Origin of the sequence: Paludisphaera rhizosphaerae, from assembly GCF_011065895.1 — a bacterium.
Taxonomy (GTDB): Bacteria; Planctomycetota; Planctomycetia; order Isosphaerales; family Isosphaeraceae; genus Paludisphaera; species Paludisphaera rhizosphaerae.
Genome location: NZ_JAALCR010000006.1, coordinates 81,776 through 99,909, shown reverse-complemented (window position 1 = coordinate 99,909; position 18,134 = coordinate 81,776). Strand labels below are relative to the sequence as shown.

Below are 18,134 nucleotides of genomic sequence, written 5' to 3'. Positions count from 1 at the left end.
CTCATGCCGAGACCTCGAGCGAGCGACCTGGGGCGAGACGAGTCGGTGATGGACACCCGGAGGATGACAGACATGCGGTTTCGAATGAGCCTGGCGATGGCGGCGTGCTTGCTGGCGGCCGGTCAGACGGCCTGGGCGTGCGGCACGTGCCACAAGACCCCCTGCACCTACACCCAGCCGGCCTACCAGTGCGTGACCGAGATGGTCCCGTACACGGTCTACAAGAAGGTCTGGCGGACCGAGTACGACACGGTCCAGAAGACCGTGATGCAGAAGGTCCCCCACACGACCTACGTCGAGCGGCAGCGGGTCGTCTGCAAGCCGGTGTACGACACGATCGACGTGCCGGTTCAGCGGGTCGTATGCAAGCCGATCCAGGAGACGGAGTACGTCACCCAGAACTACACCGTGTGCCGTCCGGTCCAGACGACGACGCAGGTGCAGTCTTGCGAGTACGTCCCCTCGACCTCGTACGTCACGGTGCCGGTGAAGAAGTGCTTCCTGCACCACAAGTCGGCCTGCGGCGAGTGCAAGGTCGTCGCCCAGACGACCTACACGGCCGTGCCGACGGTCAAGGACGTGGTCACCACCACGTTCGTCCGCGAGTGCCAGACCCGGCAGGTGCCGGTGACCCGCACCCGTTACGTGCAGGAAGTCGTCAACGAGGTCCGCAAGGTCCGTCAGTGCCGGATGGTTCAGGAGGTCGTCACCGACCGCGTTCCCTGCACCACCTGGACCTGTGAGCCCCGCGTCGTGACCAAGCAGATCCCCCGCAAGGTCTGCGAAGTGGTCCCGGTCACCTGCTACAAGAAGGTCACCCAGATGGTTCCGGTGACCTACGCCGCGCCCGTCGAGTACGCCGCCCCGGCCGTCGCCCCGGCCCCTCAGGCCGTGGCTCCCTCGATGCAGGCCGCTCCGTCGAAGCAGGGCTGATCCCGCACGCGACGGATTCTCGCTCAGCGTCCCCAAGGCGGGGCCGGCTTTCACGCCGGCCCCGTTCTCGTTTCGAAGCCGACTCAACCGGCGGTTTCGCCCTTGCGGTTGCGGTAGAGCGACGGGTCGACGGCCTCGATCATCTTCGCCTCGTCGAGCCGGCCGCCGAAGAACGCGTTGATCCGCGCGACCTGCGGGGAAGGGTCGGCGACCAGGTCGTGGTGGTCGACGAACAGGACGTGCATGTTCGGCTGCTTTTCCAGCCAGGCGAAGAGCCTCTGCAGATGCTGGGTGAAGGCCCGCTTGATCTCGTCGCGAGGAGCCGAAGGCCGGCCCAGGCGGGCGAGCATCTTCTCCTGCGAGGCCAGCATCTCGTCGAAGTCGCGCCTCATGAAGACGATGCGGTACGTCTCCGAGGCCGGCAGGTCGTAGAGCAGTTGCGAGACCATCTTGAAGACCTTGCCGCGCGTCTCCGGAAGCCACGAGGCGTCTTCCTTGATCTTCTTGACGATCTCGAACTCGTAATAGCCCCGGGGATTGTCGACGTCCGGCGTGCGCTGGCGGTCGGTGACGGCCTCGATGCCGCCCTGATCCAGCATCTGCATCATCAGCGACGTCCCGGACCGCGGCAGGCCCGAGACGATCACGATCTCCTGATCCGCCATCACCGGCGCGCTCATGTCCAACGGCCTCCCAATGGGGTTTACGGAAAGGTTGAATTCTAGCGATTCTCCCGCAGCCGAGACATACCGACCCACATCTCGCGATCGCCGCCGCCGCCCCCCTCGTTGGGCCTCGCGGGTCCGTCTGGCTTCGTTCGCCCGCCGCACGGCTGCCGGACCCGAATCTCAACCCTTTACGAACAAGCGATTTACAGCCCATAAAGCCGCCCGCGAATTGGCTTCGATCGACCAGAATTCGATCCGAAGCCTGACGCGTTTCACCTCGGACAACCTCGCTCTGACAGCCGTGCAGATCCTCGTCATGCTGATGCCGTCGACGGTTGTTACGCGGCAGCCCGCGATTGGCTCCGTTCGCCCCGGACGACGAGCCAGGCCGATCGACGCAACCCCCATTCCCATAAAAGATTGCCATCTGATTCAACCCTGCTGCAGTCGGGTTCGTTCGGCGACTTCTAGAAGCTACGCCTACGACTCCGGTGCTCTTGGTCGCCATCACGTGCGAATCGCTCCGCGCAAACCGACCACCGAATCCGGGCAGGCTCTCTATCCAATACCATGGGTTCAGATCGCAACCAGGGAATGAGAATTCCACGTCCCATCACGACCGCCCGCGGCAACCACTCCGCCGATGACGATCAGGACGATTCCCAGCCGGGTTGCGACCTGCATTTCCACATCCACCCTTGGGTCCACACGATGACCGAGGCGTGAGCCGATCGGAGGCTGAAAGTGTGGACCGCTCCGAACCCCCTTGGGTTGGGTAGGCCATCGCCCGACTCACACCGACGAACCAACTTCCGAATTATCAAAAAGCGCCCTCTATCGAAGACTGTGGGCTCGGATCGCGACTTCGAAACGAGAATTCGTCGCCCCGCCGCGAAGACGTACAAAGGCGGCTCCAACGACGACGATCAAACCGATTTCCCGGCCTCAACCTGATTCAACGGCCGAGGGGATCGATCCCCGCCGGTGCTGACGCGAGAAACAAGGATGAGCGACAACCCCTGCTGGAGAGGGCTGTTGAAACGACCCTCGCGGCTTCGTGCGAGTTCAGGTCGATGGAGGCGGCCAGGGCCGGAATGGCTTCCTCGCCCTGCACTGGTTCGCAGCGGAATCGCCCCTCCCAGAACGCGTCGGTCGTCCTCGCGGTCGGCGCGGTGGGCGAGCGGCACCTTCAGGCATTCAGGAACCAGCCCAGGTCCGACAATAAAGCCCGGATGCGGACGATCCAGGCGTAGGCGGGGGGTGAACTTGTAGACACGCTCGTCGAGGATTGGCAGAGCGCTCCAGGCGAGGTTGCAAATCGGGAAGAGCGTCAGTCAGTGGTGGGCAACCTCCACGTCCGACCATCCCCGGCCCCACGGCGATGCAGGGAGGATCAACAGGTGCATGAGGTTGTCCATCACCGATGCCTGGCCAATGTCTGAGCCTTGGCCGGTCCGACCGACGTCTGGCCAGGTCCATGGAACTCGATCGCTGTTGGGAGGATGCCCCCCTACTGGGAGCGACCGGTCGCTATCCAGCCTCAAACCCTTGGCGGAGGGCCTCCCATGCCGGCGTCTCTCAATCGGCTCGGGACGCGTCCGAATGTGCGACGCCGGCGTTGATGGACCGCCCCCGCGTTAGGCGGCTCTACGAAGCCCCAACTGGAGGTTGATCACAGCGGTTTGAAGACGTGATCAAATACGTAATCGGCGACTTTATTGCCCTGGATGATGCCCTCCTCAGCGTCGGGCCGCCAGTGGATCCCCAGAAAGATCCGACTCTCGGCGTTGTCCATTTCGGCCTTCGCGAATCCCGGAAATGTCACCGGGAGAAGTGGGCGGGGCTGACTGGCGCCGGGGTCGCTGTTGTGCCCGTTGAACTCGTCCGAAACGAACGTGAACGCGGGACCGGCTGGGTCCGCCCAGTATTTTCGGAACATCTGGAACAGCGCCCCCCCGAAGACGGCGTGACCCGAGGGGTAAGCTGGAAATGGCGGCGAGAAATTGAGCCGCCCCGCACGGCCGTTGCTGACCGGCGCCCCAAGCGGTGTCCAGAATGGGCGGGGGGCGTCGACTGGAAACATGCCCGGGCTCGCCGCGCGGATCATCGTAATCGGCCGAGGGTAGATGTAACAGAATTTGGCTTCCCAGGCGGCGATCCCCGCATCGGCCAGGGCGACGTTGACCAGCGCAAGGAACCGGGCCAGATCAAGCGCCGTAGTGATTGTGTCCTTCTTCTCGCGGAGCGCCAGCGACGTCGCGATCATGTTGTAGAGCCGCGGCGGGGCGCAGAGCAGCGCCGTTCCGTCGTAGGCCCAGAACTTTCCAATGAAAGTCTCATCGTCGGTCCGGGTCGTTGGGGTTGGCCTACGGTCGGCGTTGCCTGGTGGATCGGTCATGCCTGCGGCCGGGTCGCCCCCCTTCTCCAAAACCTCCTTAAACGCGGCGACAAACCTCGAGTCGCCCACCGGGGGCGGCAGAGGGGGGCGGAACACGTCAGCCTTCTCAAGCACGAACGGTTTGACGTACCGCCAGTTCGCCCCCAGCGCAGTGGCAACGTCCAGACTCAGAGGATCGCGCTGCCACTTGAGCGGGTCAGTGGTCTGGAAGCCGGCGACGTCTGGGTCGGGCATCTCCGATCCGTCGAGCTTACGGAGGTCAAGGATGGCGTTGGCGGCTGCGTCGCCAATCGCCAGCCCGTTGATCGCCCGGACCGGGGTCTCCTGAATGGCGGTCAGGTTAGCGGCCAGCGTCAGATTCAGATCGGGCGTCTTTCCCGGGTACAACGCAGTCAACGCGCGATGCGCCGCTTGGGCGATCGCGTGGCGGATCGAGACCTGAGAGGCGTCGATGTCTGCCGGCAGCGACGTCGTCTGGAAGATTTTTTGCTGAATATTCTTATAGCTTTCGAACTTTCGCTGCACGGCATTGATGGACTCGAACATCGCGATGTGCACGATGGCCAGAGCGCGGCTGGTGCGCACGGGACCCACCTGCTCGAACGGGTGGGTATCCAGGTTCGAGCCCGGCGGCGGCGCCGTGTGATCGTTCGCCGTAATCCTCAGAGCGACTTCGTTCCAGAAAACGACTTGGGCGAACTCGGGATCGCCGCTGGCGGAGACCTCCTCAAGGACCGGGTTGTTCGCAACGAAGTCCATCGCGCTAGGCTGAGGAGTTCGTTCCTCTTGGGCCTTAAGCAGACGGCTTCGCACCGCGTCCTTGCTAGGGGCCGCCTTGACCGCGGCAGCCGCCGCCATCCTGCGAGCACCCAGCGGCGCGGAAGGGGCTTCCGCGACCTTCTTCTGGAGTTCGAAGTACTTTGAGAAATCCGCCCTGGTCTGCTCCTGGCGAGGCTGCTCCTGCGCGATCGAACTTGCGACAAACACCGTCGCGGAGAAGGCGCAGCATAAGATTGCCGTACAACTTGCGGCGTGCGATTGGCTCATCGAGAAGCTCCCCCTCACGAAGAAATAAGCAAGACTGGAAGCGTACCAGCCTCGCGGCACGAGACCGAGTGGCGTCGCGATCACGATCGTGGAGCGGGTTGTTCAAGCTGCGTACACAAGCCGGCCGTGGAGTTGATGCGACTCGACCAGCAATCGCGGCGAAAAGTGGATTAAGCGAAATCATGCCAAAACCAAGACCCACATATCAACTCAATTTTTTCTAAATAATACGAACCACAAATTTTGCCAACCGTTCAACAGATGTTTTTTTTGACTGAAGGTGTCGACTAAGACCACGGGGAACCCGCCGGCCTTCAGGGGGGGCATCCTGCGGGCCTCGCGGGAAATGCGTTCCCGAGCCGCGGCGTCGTAGGTCGAGCGTCGCCCGCCGCCCTGGCGAGACTTCACCAGCGCCAGTCCTTCGACGTTGAACAGGGCGATCAAAATCGAGACAGCGTCGCCGGAACAACGGACGGCGGCGTGGGCGGCTTCCGTGGAGCGAGCCCCCTCCGATCATGCTTGTAATCAGAAAACATGCTCACATGCACGCTGAATAACCCGATTGTGCCGTCGCACGAATCGCGTCGTCCGGCATGGTGAGTCGCGTTAGCCGCTCGCAGACGCTTCTCGACCTGAAGGCAAGACTTGGGCACACTGATCCGCTCAGACTTTGAGTCGTTCCTCCTCATCGAGAGTCGCCATGAAGACCGCTGCCCAGCGTTACTCGACCGTCCCGGCCTGGGAAGCTTCCCCGTGATACCTTGCTGACTCCGACCGAGGGAAATTTGCGACCGCGGAAGGAGACTGGAAGACTTAAAGCGACGACTCGCATCTTGGTACATACACATGAACATTCTTTGCTTTATCGAAGATATGAGTCATGAGCATTGATAAGCCCGATCATGATCCCTCCTATCTCGAGTGCTTCGTCGACTTCGGCTCGTCTCTCGACGCCAAGAGCTCTTGCCGCATCGTGACGATGAGCCGACTACCAACTCCGCCTACCCCCCAAGAAAACTTTCAAAAAAGACTTGCAATGTTCAAAACGTTATCTTAACTTCCATAGACTCGACGCCTCCACCTCGCCTCCCTCGCCGGGCGAGCAAGCACTTCCGGCGTCAAAATCGGGTCACCCGCGGCTTGAAGGGCCGCAGAGGTTTCGGCACGCAGCTCCATATCACGAGCGGTCGACCTTGATTCGAGCAAACCGCGGCTGGCGGGTCGAAATAAGCCAGAGACCGTGAACCGCGGCAAGGGGGAGAAGCGTCCCTCATGACAGCAGGCGCATGTGGTTCTCGCGTGCGTTTTTCGTCTACCTCCCATTCGGCCGAAATTGTCCCCGGCAGGAAGGCCATTAGAGATGGCGACTCATGATGTACTATCCCGACGCACTCTCCTGACGGCAGGAGCAGCCAGCCTGGCAACAGGCTCCGCCGCGTCTTCCGCCGACCTCGGCGACTAACCGACCGCTGACGCCGTTAGGTCGCCCGATCGAGTTGCGTCAATCGTCGCTTGCGACTCAAAGGTCGCAAGCGACTCCTCCGCCACCGTCGATTCGTGGGAAGGCGAATTCGCCTTCAAGGCCGAATCGCCGGGGTTTCTCACCATCATCTCAACGGTGGTGAAGCACTCGCGGCTTCCACACACATTGCCGCGGCTCAACCGCGGATCTCCTCATCAGGTCGGGAAGGATCGAGCGAGGGCGAACGATGGCGGATGTTCTGACTTTCAATTCAGGGCCGCTTCAGGCGCGGATCTCCGAAACCACCGGGGGGGTCGAGTTGTCAGGCCCCGACCGATTGGGCGCCCCTCTGGCAACCGTCATCGCCTTCGATCCTCCGGTCGTCACCGTGGGCGGCGCGAAGCGGACGGTCGGCCGCGTCGTCTCATCGATCCCCCGCTCGGACGGCTTCGACCTTGTCCAAAACGCCGGCGCGACGGACGTCAAGTCGCGGCTCTCGTTCCCAGTCGACGGCGTGCTGCGGTACGAGGTGACCGACTGGAACGGGCTGAAGCCCAACCAGACCTCGATCACGGTGGCCGCCGCCGGGGACGAGCACTTCTACGGCTTCGGCGAGAAGTTCAACGCCCTCGACCAGACGGGGAAAATCATCGATGTTCTGACGTTCGACGGCCCCCTGGAGAAGGGAGACCTCTCCTACAAGGTCGCTCCCTGGTTCGTCAGTACGCGGGGCTACGGCTTTCACCTCGACTCGACCTCGCGCAGCTCCTTCGACATGCGAACGGCGGCGGGTCGTTACACCGTCACCAACCGCTCCGGTTCGCTCGCCTACCACGTCGTTTACGGCCCAGCCCTGACCGAGGTCGTGTCCCGCTACACCGGACTCACCGGCCGGCCTGCACTGCCGCCCGCCTTCGCCTTCGGCCCATGGATCTCCTCCGACATCTGGCGCGACGGCGGCGAGGTCAACTACGCCGTGACCAAGTTTCGCGAGCGTGGCATCCCCGTCTCGGGGTTCGTCTTCGATTCCCCCTGGGAGATCGCTTACAACGACTTCAACTTCAACATCGGCGCCGGCCCCACGGCCGACTCCGCCACGCAGTTCGGCCACGGCGGCGATTTCGAGAACCTTCCCGCCTCGGCCACCCACAGTTACCCCGGCTTCAAGAACCTCGCCGAGATGATGGCGTTCTTCCAGAAGCAGGGGCTCAAGGTCGTCTGCTGGATGACCCCGTTCGTCAACACCAGCATTCTCAACAATACCCTGGAGGTCCGCGGCCAGCAGCGTTCGGTCAAGGACTTCGATGCGATCGCGGCCAAGGGAGTATTCGTGCAGGGTGCCGACCACAAGCCGCTGCCAGTGAAGTGGTGGAAGGGCCAGGGGAGCCCCGTCGACTTCACGGCGCCCGAGGGCCGGGCCTTCATGAAGGACCAACTCACCCGACTGCTCAAACAGACCGAGGTCGTCACGAAGTCCGGCGCGAAGGAGTCCGCCGTCGGCGGCATCAAGACCGACGACGGCGAAGCCGCAACGAAGCCAGGGGCCAACGGCAATGCCAAGGGGTTGTACATCCCACTCGAGGCCCGCTACCACAACGGCACTACCGGTGTGGAGATGCAGAATGGCTACTGCCTGGAATACCACAAGGCTGTCTTCGAGATCCTCCGCGAGGTCGGCGGGGAAGGAACCCTTGTGTTCGCCCGCAGCGGATTCACGGGCACCCAGGCGTTCCCCGGCTGCTGGGCCGGCGACAACGAACCGAACTTCGGCGATGCCAACGGCCTGCCCAGCGTGATCGTCGCCGGCCTCTCCGCCGCGATGAGTGGGTTTTCGATCTGGGGCCACGACGTTGGGGGCTACCTCAACCGCAACTTCTCAACGGTCTCACCCACCGATCTTTTCATCCGCTGGACCCAATTTGGCTGCTTCTCCCCCATCATGCAGATGCACAGACAGGTCGACGGGTCCAACCTTCGGCAATACCCCTGGGGCTACGCCGAGGCCGGGGAGACGACCGATAAGAACCGTGCGTTGGAGAACTACCGGTTCTATGCGACGCTTCACACCAGGCTCTTCCCGTACCTGTACACCCAGGCCAAACACTCGACCGAGACCGGCATTCCAATCCTCCGCCCGCTCGTCCTGATCCATCCGGACGACCCACGGACAATCCCCGTCCAACACGTCTACTACTTCGGTGAAAGTCTCCTCGTCGCGCCGGTGATCGCGCCCAAAGCGGACGGCCGCGACCTCTACCTTCCAGAAGGGGACTGGATCGACTTCTGGACGGATGAGCCCCATGCGGGCAAGCGGTTGATCACCTGGAAGAACCCCGTGCAGCCATCCCGGCCCGTCTCAAAGATCCCTGTCTTCGTCAAGCTCGGGGCCATCATCCCGCTCATCCTGGGGGACGACGTCCAGACTCTCTGTGACGCCGACTACGTGAACGACGCCAACGTAAAGACCTGGGACGGCGGCCTGGAAATCCGCGTTTATCCCTCAGGCGACTCCCAGTTCACGGCGTTCGACGGCACCTTCATCCGTTGCGATTCCACGGCGGCCGGTACGACTCTGACGCTGACCGCGACATCCCGCGCGGTCGAGTTCCGTGTACTGGCTCCGCGCCCCGCCACTGGCGTACGCCGCGACGGAGGCGCCCTCCCCGAGGCCGCGAGCCAGACGGCGTTCGACGCCGCATCTTCGGCATGGCGTTCTGACCCAGCCGTCCTCCACATCAAATTCCCCCACGCCGGCGGGACCACAACCCTCACGTTCTGAACCCAGGCGCCAAGGGTCGACAGACCCTCTGCCTCGGACTCCCGTTCCCCTTTTCCTGAAAGGCCTAAGCATGCCCCGCGACGTTCGCGCGCACCGCCCGCTAGTATCGCTGCTGGTAGTGCTGATGTCCTTCGCAGCGTCAGCCCCGACTCCGGCCTCGGCTCAGTCGGCGGATCAGGGGGAATGGTCCCCGCTCTTCGATACGCCCAACGTCATGATCCATGTGAGCGTCTTGCCCGACGGCAAGGTGCTCTTCTGGGGGCGCCGAGAGGCGGGCGAGGGCCTCAATCCGCCGGCGCCGCGCAACTGCCAGCCCCGCATCTGGGATCCCTCGAAGGGGACGGGACCCGCCGCGTTCTCCACGACCAACATGCCGGGGCACAACCTGTTCTGCAGCGGGCACTCGTTCCTACCCGACGGCCGCCTGTTCGTCGCCGGAGGTCACATCGCGGACGGCAAAGGCGAGCCGTTCGCGGTGATCTACGACCCGGCGATGAACCACTGGGATCGCGTCCCTGAGTTGATGACCGGCGGCAGGTGGTACCCGACGGTCGTTACCTTGGCCGACGGCGGCGTCCTCGTCTCGTTCGGCACCGGAACGGACGGGACCCATAATCCAACACAGCAAATCTGGAAAGACGGCCATTGGATGCCGAACCAGAACTTCGACTTTCCGCCCGACGTCCTCCCCTTCTACCCACGAATGCACGTCGCCCCAAGCGGCCAGGTCTTCATGACCGGTCCTCTGCCGCTGACCCAACTGCTCGACACGGTCGCCAAGAAGTGGATGTTCCTTCGTCCCGACCCGGACATCCACCGCGCGATCGACCTGTCCAGCCGCAAGAGCCATTTCTTGCAGGAGTACGCGCCCTCGGTCATGTACGACGAGGGCAAGGTGCTTTACGCCGGCGGAGGCGACGGTCCGATCGCCGACGCCGAGACGATCGACTTCACCAAACCGATGGCCGCCTGGGAGTGGGTGAAGACCGACCCGATGAACTTCCCACGCCGCCAGCACAACGCCACTCTGCTCCCCGACGGCACGGTCGTCGTCATGGGGGGGACCAAGGGGAACGGGTTCAACAATCTTGTCATCGGCCAGCCGCTCCGATCAGCCGAACTCTGGGACCCGAAGACCGGCAAATGGAAGAAGCTGGCAAAAGCCGCGGTCGACCGCTGCTATCACTCCACGGCCGTCCTCTTGCCCGACGCAACCGTGCTAAACGCGGGGGGGGGCGAGTACAGCCCAAACAACGACGGCCACCCGAACCCGCCAGTCGACACGCACCACGACGCCCAGATTTTTTCACCCCCATACCTGTTTCTTGCTAACGGGACTCGGGCCCCTCGACCCGACATCACCTCAGCGCCCACCAAGGTGAAGTACGGCGAAACATTCACGGTGGGAACGACCACTCCTGGCGCGATCGGCAAAGTGAGTTGGGTCCGTCTGTCGTCCGTCACCCACTCCTTCAACTCCAACCAGCGGATCAACTTTCTGACCTTCACCCCCGATGCGGCTTCGCTCAAGGTGACGGCCCCCGCCGATCCCAACGGCTGTCCCCCAGGCCATTACATGCTGTTCCTCTTGAACAACAACGGCGTCCCCTCCATCGCCCAGACGATCCAGATCCTGCCGTAAGCCCGAACACACGTAGGACCATCTCAGGGACGCCAGATTCGCACCGGGACGAAACCTTAACGAAGGAACCCATCCATGCGTCGCACCCAACGAATGCTTCGATGCCAATACCTTCTCTGCTTGCTCTTGGCGCTCGCCCTGTGGGCTGAGCCCGCAGTCGCACAGGTAAGGCAGACTGTGGTGGGGATCACGATGACTTGCCCCTATGAGAATGCCATCGAAGGCGGATGCTGGAGCGGCGCCTATTGGGCGTTGATGCAGCTCGACGGCGTCAAAGCCGTCGACAAGGCCGGCAACGGTTACACTTGTACGGCCCGGGTATACCTCGAGGACAATGCCTTTCCCGACCCCGAGGCGTGGGCTTCGAAGTTCAAGGAGTGTGTCGGCCAGGCTTACATCTTCCGGGGCGTCGAGTTGACTGCCGACGGCGCTGTCTCAAGCACCGACGGCGGCCTCACCCTGCACATCCCCGGCGTCGACCGCCCCATTGCCCTCCGACGCTTCGAGCACAAGCTCCAATGGAATTCAAAGAAGCACGCCCCCCGGCAGCCCGAACCCGACGAGCTGAACGCCTATGAGCAACTGGCTTCCATGGTGAAGAATCCGAACGGCGAGGGGCTGAAGGTGCAGGTGACGGGTCCTCTTACGAAGTCCGACACGGGGTACACGCTCGAGGTCCGCGAGTACTTTCCGCAGACCCAGAGCACATACGCAGCCCCGCAGAGGTGAGCTCGATCCGACAGAGCCTCGACTCGTCACCACCCTGCCAGCCGCGTCATCGATCCAGCACGTCCGCTTGTTGCTCGTCCCACTCGCCCACCGTGCTCGCGTCTGAATCGATTGGCGAGCGACGAATGCCACGCCTGCCACGATTTGATTGCTTGACCACGCACCGTTTGACGCTCGCCGAGATCGGAAGTCCTCATCGATGGGAGCACCTTCATGCCTCGCATGCGAGGGTTTACCTTAATCGAGTTGCTGGTGGTGATCGCAATCATCGCCGTCCTGGTTGGGATGCTGCTGCCAGCCGTCCAGGCCGCCCGCGAGGCGGCTCGACGGTTGCAGTGCACCAACAACCTCAAACAGATCGGCCTGGCGCTGCACAACTACGAGGGCAGGACCGGTTCTTTCCCCTCCGGCGTGATATCAGCCCTTGCGAATCCGAACTGGACGATGCCGCCCGGGCAGTGCACGGCCTTCCCCACCGACCTCGGGCCAGGTTGGAGCCTGTTTGCTCTGATATCCCCATACCTGGAGCGGCAGGTCTTGACCAACTCCCTCAACTTCAGCCTGCTGATCGCCGACCCGACCAACCGGACTACGCGAGAGACGCGGATCGCGACATACATGTGTCCGAGCGATGCCGCAACGACCAACGTTTCGATGTACGATTGCGGCGACCCGCCCACCGCCGGCAATATTCCCCGCCCCGTCGTCGACAACCTCGGGCCTAATAGCTACGTCGGCTGCCTGGGAGGAGCCGACGGCGGCTACCCCACGTCCCTTGTCGGTTGTTACGAGTATCAACCGTTCAACGGCATGTTCCACAGGAACAGCCGCGTCCGAATCTCCGAGATCACGGATGGGACCTCGAACACCGTCGGTATCGGGGAGCGGGACGACTACTTCGTGACCACCAACTGGGTTGGCGTGATCCCCGGGGCCGAGGCCATCTACAACCCGCAACGAGGCCTGGGCTGCAACAACTGGCGGCCGCCATTGGTCGCCGTGTTGGCCCACGGTCGTCAGTTTACCGTCAATGCCCCGGACGCCAGTCCAGGGGCCTTCCAGTCGCAGCACTCGAGTGGTGGCAATTTCCTCTTCATGGACGGCTCGGTGCGGTTCGTCAAGACCACCATGAGCCTCCCCACGATGTGGGCCATCTGCACGCGAAATCTTGGCGAAGTGGTCTCGAGCGATGCCTACTGAAGCAGGGTCAACACGAGCTTCGTTCGCTCAGTGGGGATCGGAATTCGTCGCCCTCGTGAGCAACTGTTCGACGATCCAATCCTTGCGACGCGAGGCTCCGCCGCCGCCGAGCCTCACCCGCCGGCCCCACCGCGAGACGCAGGATGCCCGGGCGTAACCCGAGGCGTCGATGAGCTTGGACCGCAGTGTGGCCCTGGATCGACGTTCTCCTCATCGCTCCAATCCTGTGCATTCGAACCCAAAACACTGATCGACGCCTATCCACCGTATCCCCAAAATAGCAGTACCGCGACGGCCGCCAGGCTTCAGAGACGGCCGAGGTTGCCCGGATTGGGTGCCAGGTCAACACTTACGCCAGCATTGGGTGACAGAACGTCTGTGTGGCCCGGGCCAGGGCCTGTGCAGCCCAGAGCGGTGGGTCGAAGATCGGGAAGGAGTGAACGGCGAGCCTGCCGAGGGCCGGTGAGACGGCTTCAGGATGCGGCAAGTCGACGAGGAGGGCCGGGGAAGCGGTCCGAACGCACCGAAAACACGAGCAGGGGCTTCTCTGCGTCGAACCTCCAGGCTCGGGGGAAAGGACGTTGGCCGGGCGTCGAGGACGCCCGGCCAACGAGCGTATCGAGGTCTCTCTGGAAGGATCGACTCGCGGTCAAAGACCGGGCTTGAGGTAGAGTTTCCCGACCTCATGAGGCTCGTCGAGCCGGACTGGTTGGGGGCCCTCTTCCCAGACGCGATCGGCCGCGGCGCCGGACCTGAAAAGGCACAGGAAGAAGACGACAGCCAATGGGTAAGCGAGGATGATCATGGCAGAGCCTCCTTGGCTGAAGCTTACGACGCGGAGAGCAAAAACCGCATCGCCGTCACTCGCCGCCGGTGGACATTATCAAGTCCTCCCGGCATGGGCAGTCTGCCTATCCTCCCTGCACGATGCGTGCCGATCGATCTTAAGAGCTTCGTGATCGCCTCCCTTCGCCCCGTGACGGGGTCAGGGCTCGCGCCGGCGGAGGGCGTCCTTATCCCCCTTCTCGATCATCTGGAACTTCTCTTCCGCCCATTCCCTGAAGTCGTCGGTCATGTCGATGAACTCTCCGTTGTCCACGCGGATCGCGTGACGGAGCGCGATGTCTGCACCTTCATCGCCGTCCTTGTTGATGAGTATCCCGCCGAAAACGAAGGCTGGGTTGTGGAACTCCACGGACTTCAGCAGGTTGAAGAACGCCTCGATGGACTCGCGGTAGACGACTTCGGACATCCGGACGAAGCGCCAGGCGTACCCGGGCTTGCCCAGGTGGAGGATCTCGTTGGAATGTCGGAGCAGGATCTGCTCGAGGGTCTCCTGCTGGTAGTCGTCGAAGGCAAAGCACTTGGGGTCCTTCGGCGTGATCTTCCCCTCTTCGAGCTTCTTGAGAGCGGCCGCCCCAGCTCCGCAGCAAGTGGTCGCCTCGGATTGCCTGGGGCGGAAGATCATCCCGACCTGGCCGTCGTGGGTGATGCCGACATGCGGGGCGACGAACATGAGGGCTGCGCCGCAGTCGGGCAGGTGGTGCGAGAACGCCCCGATCCCGGTCTTGCCGACGAAGGGGTAGCCGTCGAGGCCGCCCTGGGTGAACGGTCCGACCATGCCGTGACTCGGCAGTTGCACGCTGTTCAGGTCGTCGCTGCACACGCTGCTGAGAAACGCGATATCCTCGGCCCCGATCCCCAGCGTGGACTCCGTAAAACGCAGAAACGCCTCGACAAGCTGGGAGGACTCGATGGCGTCCGGATAATACTCCTGGACGATCGGCCGGGCGCGAAGCTGGAACATGAGCTCAATCCCCTCGCAGTAGGAAATCCGGTTCCAATGCAGGCCGTCCATTTCGGCCGGCCGCCGATCCATTCTCAAGACAATTCAGGACACTTTCGCGACAGCCAGACATCGATCCTCTCAGAACCTCCCGGTGGATTGGGCCCGAGCGCAGTTCCACGCCCGAGTTCTTCCAGCGCCTATGTTAGAGATGGGTATCAGCCGTCCGGCCCCGTCACAGGAAACAGGCCAATGCTAGCGTCGCGCCGTCTCTTCCTCGGACTTTTTGCCTCGCTGCTCCCCCTCGCTGCGGCCCCGGCTTCGGCCGATGAACCGGCCACCGTTGCGGAGGCGGCCGCGATGCTCAACCTGGCGACGTTTCCCCTGATGCCCGGCGGCGAATCGAAGGCGTCCCGACGTCTGGCTGGCCTCGACTACACCGCCCAGGGCGACGTGCGCGGGGCGTACGCCTTCCAGAAGAAGATGCTCGAAGAGCGGGGCTGGAAGGAGGCCCCCGGCGGGTACCAGAGCGATCAGTCGTCGAGCGGCACGTTCGTGAAGGGCGGGTACACGATCTCGGTGACGACCACGCCCTCTTATGAGCCCAACGCCGCGGGCAAGGTGGACGTGCACCTGACGAATCATGGCAACGTCGAGGTCGGCAAGCTGCCGGTTCCGCCGGACGCCAGGCCCCTCTACTCATTCCCCACAGTCGCGGCCTACGTCACGGAGAAGCCCGTCAAGGAGACTGCCGACGCCATCCGGACGCTGATGACGGCGCAGGGATGGGCCCCCTACGGTCAGGCGGGCGACTCCCTCTACTTCAAGAAGAACGCGGTCAAGGTCTCGGCCTTCCCGTCGACCGCCCCGGCCCAGGGGGGCAAGACGGTGATCCAGTTGTCGAGCGAGTTGATGTCGGTCGACCTGCCCGCGCCGGCGGAAGCCGTCAACGCCGCCTACGCCGACGTCACCAAGGCGCTCTCCCTGGAAGTCGACATGACTCCCCAGGCGCTCGTGGCCTTCTACAAGGACAGGCTCGGAAGAGCTGGGTGGAAGCCCACGACGGAGCAGGCGTCGAAGATCGACTTCCGCGATCTGCTGATCTTCCGCAACGAGGCGAAGGACATCCTGACCCTGAAGATACACGAATCGAACGGCAAGCTGCGGGCGGACCTTGAGCAGCGAACCGCCGCCGAGCTTGAGGAGGCGATGCGACTCGCCCGCGAGGCCGAAGCCAAGCGGAAAGCCGACGCCGAGGAGTACGCTCGCAAGGCCGCCGAGAAGGAGGCCCAGAATCGGGTGAAGGTCGCCATCAAGCTGCCCGCCGGCGCGAACTCCGTGAAGCACGCCCGCGACGAGCTTGAGTTCCGCCTTCCGGCTGGTCAGGCCGCCGGCGCAGTCAAGGCGATCCACTCCGCCCTCGTGAGGGACGGCTGGAAGGGCAAGACGCCGAAGTTCGAGCCGCTGGCCGATTCCGCCTCGCTCGACAAGAAGCCCGCGGCAACCCTGGTCATCGCCTACTTCGACACGGGCTTCGGAGCCGCCGAGGTCAGGATTTCGACCTTCGGCTCGGACATCGAGTTAGCCGGGTCGCGGTGAGCACATCGGCCCGACACCAGTCAGCCCTCGCTCACGAGCGGCACAAGAGCGCGGAGCTTGCGGTCCCGGAGATAGAGCCCAAGCCAGGCGATGACGCCGACGATGACGGGAAAAAAGAAGCGCCCGTCGTTGATGTGGACGTGGGTCGCCACCGCTCCGCCCAGGTAGGCAAGCATGAGGAGGCCGCCGAGGTAGCGGGTCTTCGGGATGAGATACAGGACGAAGATCGTCAGCTCGATGACCCCGATCGGCAGGGCCGAGCTGGACGGGTAGTCCTTGGACCACTTCTCGGCGAAGTCCCCGGGCTGGGCGATCTTGAAGAACGCGCTGGGCAGGAACGCAAGGGCGAGGATGCCCGAGAGCACCCAGCCGGTCACACGCTGCCATTTCGGGATTGGGTCCGTCGTCATCTTGATTGATCGCCCCGGGACGGTTGATTGCCACAACGACATGGCAGCTTCTAACGTCCGGTACGGCTGGCGGCAAGGCCGCTTCCGGGGCGACTCTGCGCCGCCCGAGCCGGCGCATTGCCGACCTTCGGCCTAAGCCCCTTTCCTCAACCGGCGAAGCGGCGGAGGATCAAGGTCGATCGTCGGGGCAGGGGACTGTCGCGGGGGACCAGCGGCGAGGCGAGCGTCTCGACGGCCCCCATGGTCATCGGCCATGGTTCTTGACTGTCGCCGTGCAGGCTCAGCGACATCACGACCGAAGCGGTGCTGGTGCTTTCGAAGCGCGGGACTCGCCTGCGTTGGACGGCGCCAGAACGGCGCCAGCCCTGGTGCAAGCCATCGCCGACACCCTCGACCAGGATCGTCTAATGGTCGCGGAGAAGGGCTAGAGCGAGTTCCCCAACGACAATGCCCCGAGGGACCTGCTCAGCAGGCTCACCCGGGGCCCGTTTCTCGGTCGACGATTCAGACCGGAGGATGTTTCGATGCCGTGGTTGCCCTGGAGCGAACCACGGCTTTCCGTTTTCAGACCTTGGTCTTGTCGCCTCGGCTCCGGCGTCGCAAGGCCGTCAGCCCCGTGGCCGCAAGGCCCAGGAAGGCCGAGACGATCGTCGAGGGTTCGGGGTTGGCCGTGACCGACCTCAAGCTGGCCGAGCCATATCCGGTGTCGCCCCCGTTAGGCTTCCAATCGATCGCACCCACGAAGGGGCCGCCGGGATTGCCGCCCACCGTCGTGGCCATGAGGTTGAGATCGGTGATCGTCCCCGTATAGGTGATCTTCACCTCGATCGACTGGCCCTGCTTCAGGTAAGTCGACGGCCCTCCGTTGAAACTGAGGTTGTAGTCGAACTTGCCGAAACCATCGGCGCTGCCGCCGCCGTTCTGGCCGCTCACGGTGAGCCCCGACTGGGTCGTTGAGACGACGGAGGCCGTCGTACTGAGAGTGGCCGGGTCTACATTTCCATTGTAGTTGAAGAAGATCACTGCGATGTCGGCGTTGATGCCCGCCGTGTTACTGATGACGATGTCAAGAGTGTGGGTTGAATTGTCCGCGGTAAAGACCGCGCTGCCGGTCAGCTTCGTGATGTCATAGCCGGCCAGCCCCGAATTGACGGATTGGGTGTAATACTGAGTCAACGACGCCCTGGCCGATTCAGTGCCGATGGCTCCGAGCACGAGAAGTACGGCCGGCATCGCCTTGAGCCAACGCTTCATCTCCCGTCCTCCCTCCCCAGCCATGGTTCGAGCAACTCTGGTCGCCACACTGGTGAACCCCCCCGACTGACTCTCATGGGAACTTCCCCATGGGGGCGAAGAGAACTGCCATCACTTCCTCCCCCGAGTTCGACCATCGAACTCGCGCGAAATGCAAGTGAACCGTATCCAAACAGACAAACGAAGACAAGCTTGTTTTGCACAATGTGTGCATACAAGTCTATTCA

Annotated in this window: 13 protein-coding genes; 6 read left to right on the top strand and 7 right to left on the bottom strand. The window is 63.2% G+C overall.

All coding sequences use genetic code 11. The features are described from left to right. Positions 1 to 72: 72 nt before the first annotated feature. Positions 73 to 933: a hypothetical protein gene (locus tag G5C50_RS09390; protein ID WP_165068190.1), complete on the top strand. Its 861-nt coding sequence runs from the start codon at positions 73 to 75 to the stop codon at positions 931 to 933. Positions 934 to 1,016: 83 nt separating this feature from the next. Here the strand turns inward: G5C50_RS09390 and G5C50_RS09385 are convergent, their stop codons facing one another. The 3 genes from G5C50_RS09385 to G5C50_RS32245 form a co-directional block, all read right to left on the bottom strand. Beyond that, a complete protein-coding gene (locus G5C50_RS09385) occupies positions 1,017 to 1,613 on the bottom strand; it encodes a sulfotransferase family protein (protein ID WP_165068187.1) in 597 nt (198 codons plus the stop codon). Between the two features lie 1,660 nt (positions 1,614 to 3,273). Next, a complete protein-coding gene (locus G5C50_RS09380) occupies positions 3,274 to 5,046 on the bottom strand; it encodes a vanadium-dependent haloperoxidase (protein WP_165068185.1) in 1,773 nt (590 codons plus the stop codon). A 210-nt stretch (positions 5,047 to 5,256) separates the two neighbouring features. Beyond that, a complete protein-coding gene (locus G5C50_RS32245) occupies positions 5,257 to 5,490 on the bottom strand; it encodes a hypothetical protein (protein ID WP_206107627.1) in 234 nt (77 codons plus the stop codon). 1,265 nt (positions 5,491 to 6,755) lie between these two features. Between G5C50_RS32245 and G5C50_RS09375 the strand changes: the two genes are divergently transcribed. From G5C50_RS09375 to G5C50_RS09360, 4 genes are all read left to right on the top strand, one after another. Then, positions 6,756 to 9,287 (top strand): glycoside hydrolase family 31 protein, encoded by a 2,532-nt coding sequence (locus G5C50_RS09375; protein ID WP_165068183.1) that lies wholly within the window; start codon positions 6,756 to 6,758, stop codon positions 9,285 to 9,287. A gap of 70 nt (positions 9,288 to 9,357) precedes the next feature. Continuing rightward, positions 9,358 to 10,929: a galactose oxidase-like domain-containing protein gene (locus G5C50_RS09370; protein ID WP_165068180.1), complete on the top strand. Its 1,572-nt coding sequence runs from the start codon at positions 9,358 to 9,360 to the stop codon at positions 10,927 to 10,929. A gap of 192 nt (positions 10,930 to 11,121) precedes the next feature. Then, positions 11,122 to 11,658, top strand: coding sequence for a hypothetical protein (locus tag G5C50_RS09365; RefSeq protein WP_165068177.1), 537 nt, complete (start codon positions 11,122 to 11,124; stop codon positions 11,656 to 11,658). Between the two features lie 213 nt (positions 11,659 to 11,871). Beyond that, complete coding sequence (locus tag G5C50_RS09360) at positions 11,872 to 12,858, top strand: DUF1559 domain-containing protein (protein WP_165068174.1); 987 nt, start codon at positions 11,872 to 11,874, stop codon at positions 12,856 to 12,858. Positions 12,859 to 13,507: 649 nt separating this feature from the next. Here the strand turns inward: G5C50_RS09360 and G5C50_RS09355 are convergent. Both G5C50_RS09355 and G5C50_RS09350 read right to left on the bottom strand, forming a co-directional pair. Continuing rightward, on the bottom strand, positions 13,508 to 13,663 hold the full coding sequence (locus G5C50_RS09355) for a hypothetical protein (protein ID WP_165068171.1): 156 nt from the start codon (positions 13,661 to 13,663) through the stop codon (positions 13,508 to 13,510). A 180-nt stretch (positions 13,664 to 13,843) separates the two neighbouring features. Further along, positions 13,844 to 14,665, bottom strand: a complete 822-nt coding sequence (locus G5C50_RS09350) for a hypothetical protein (protein ID WP_165068168.1) — start codon at positions 14,663 to 14,665, stop codon at positions 13,844 to 13,846. A gap of 231 nt (positions 14,666 to 14,896) precedes the next feature. Here G5C50_RS09350 and G5C50_RS09345 point away from each other — a divergent pair, with 231 nt between their 5' ends. After that, a complete protein-coding gene (locus G5C50_RS09345; protein ID WP_165068165.1) occupies positions 14,897 to 16,243 on the top strand; it encodes a hypothetical protein in 1,347 nt (448 codons plus the stop codon). Between the two features lie 20 nt (positions 16,244 to 16,263). Here G5C50_RS09345 and G5C50_RS09340 read toward each other — a convergent pair whose 3' ends face one another. Continuing rightward, the gene (locus G5C50_RS09340; protein ID WP_165068162.1) at positions 16,264 to 16,653 is read right to left on the bottom strand and encodes a DoxX family protein; all 390 of its coding nucleotides are present in this window, start codon (positions 16,651 to 16,653) and stop codon (positions 16,264 to 16,266) included. 564 nt (positions 16,654 to 17,217) lie between these two features. Then, the gene (locus G5C50_RS09335; RefSeq protein WP_165068159.1) at positions 17,218 to 17,907 is read right to left on the bottom strand and encodes a PEP-CTERM sorting domain-containing protein; all 690 of its coding nucleotides are present in this window, start codon (positions 17,905 to 17,907) and stop codon (positions 17,218 to 17,220) included. Positions 17,908 to 18,134: the final 227 nt, after the last annotated feature.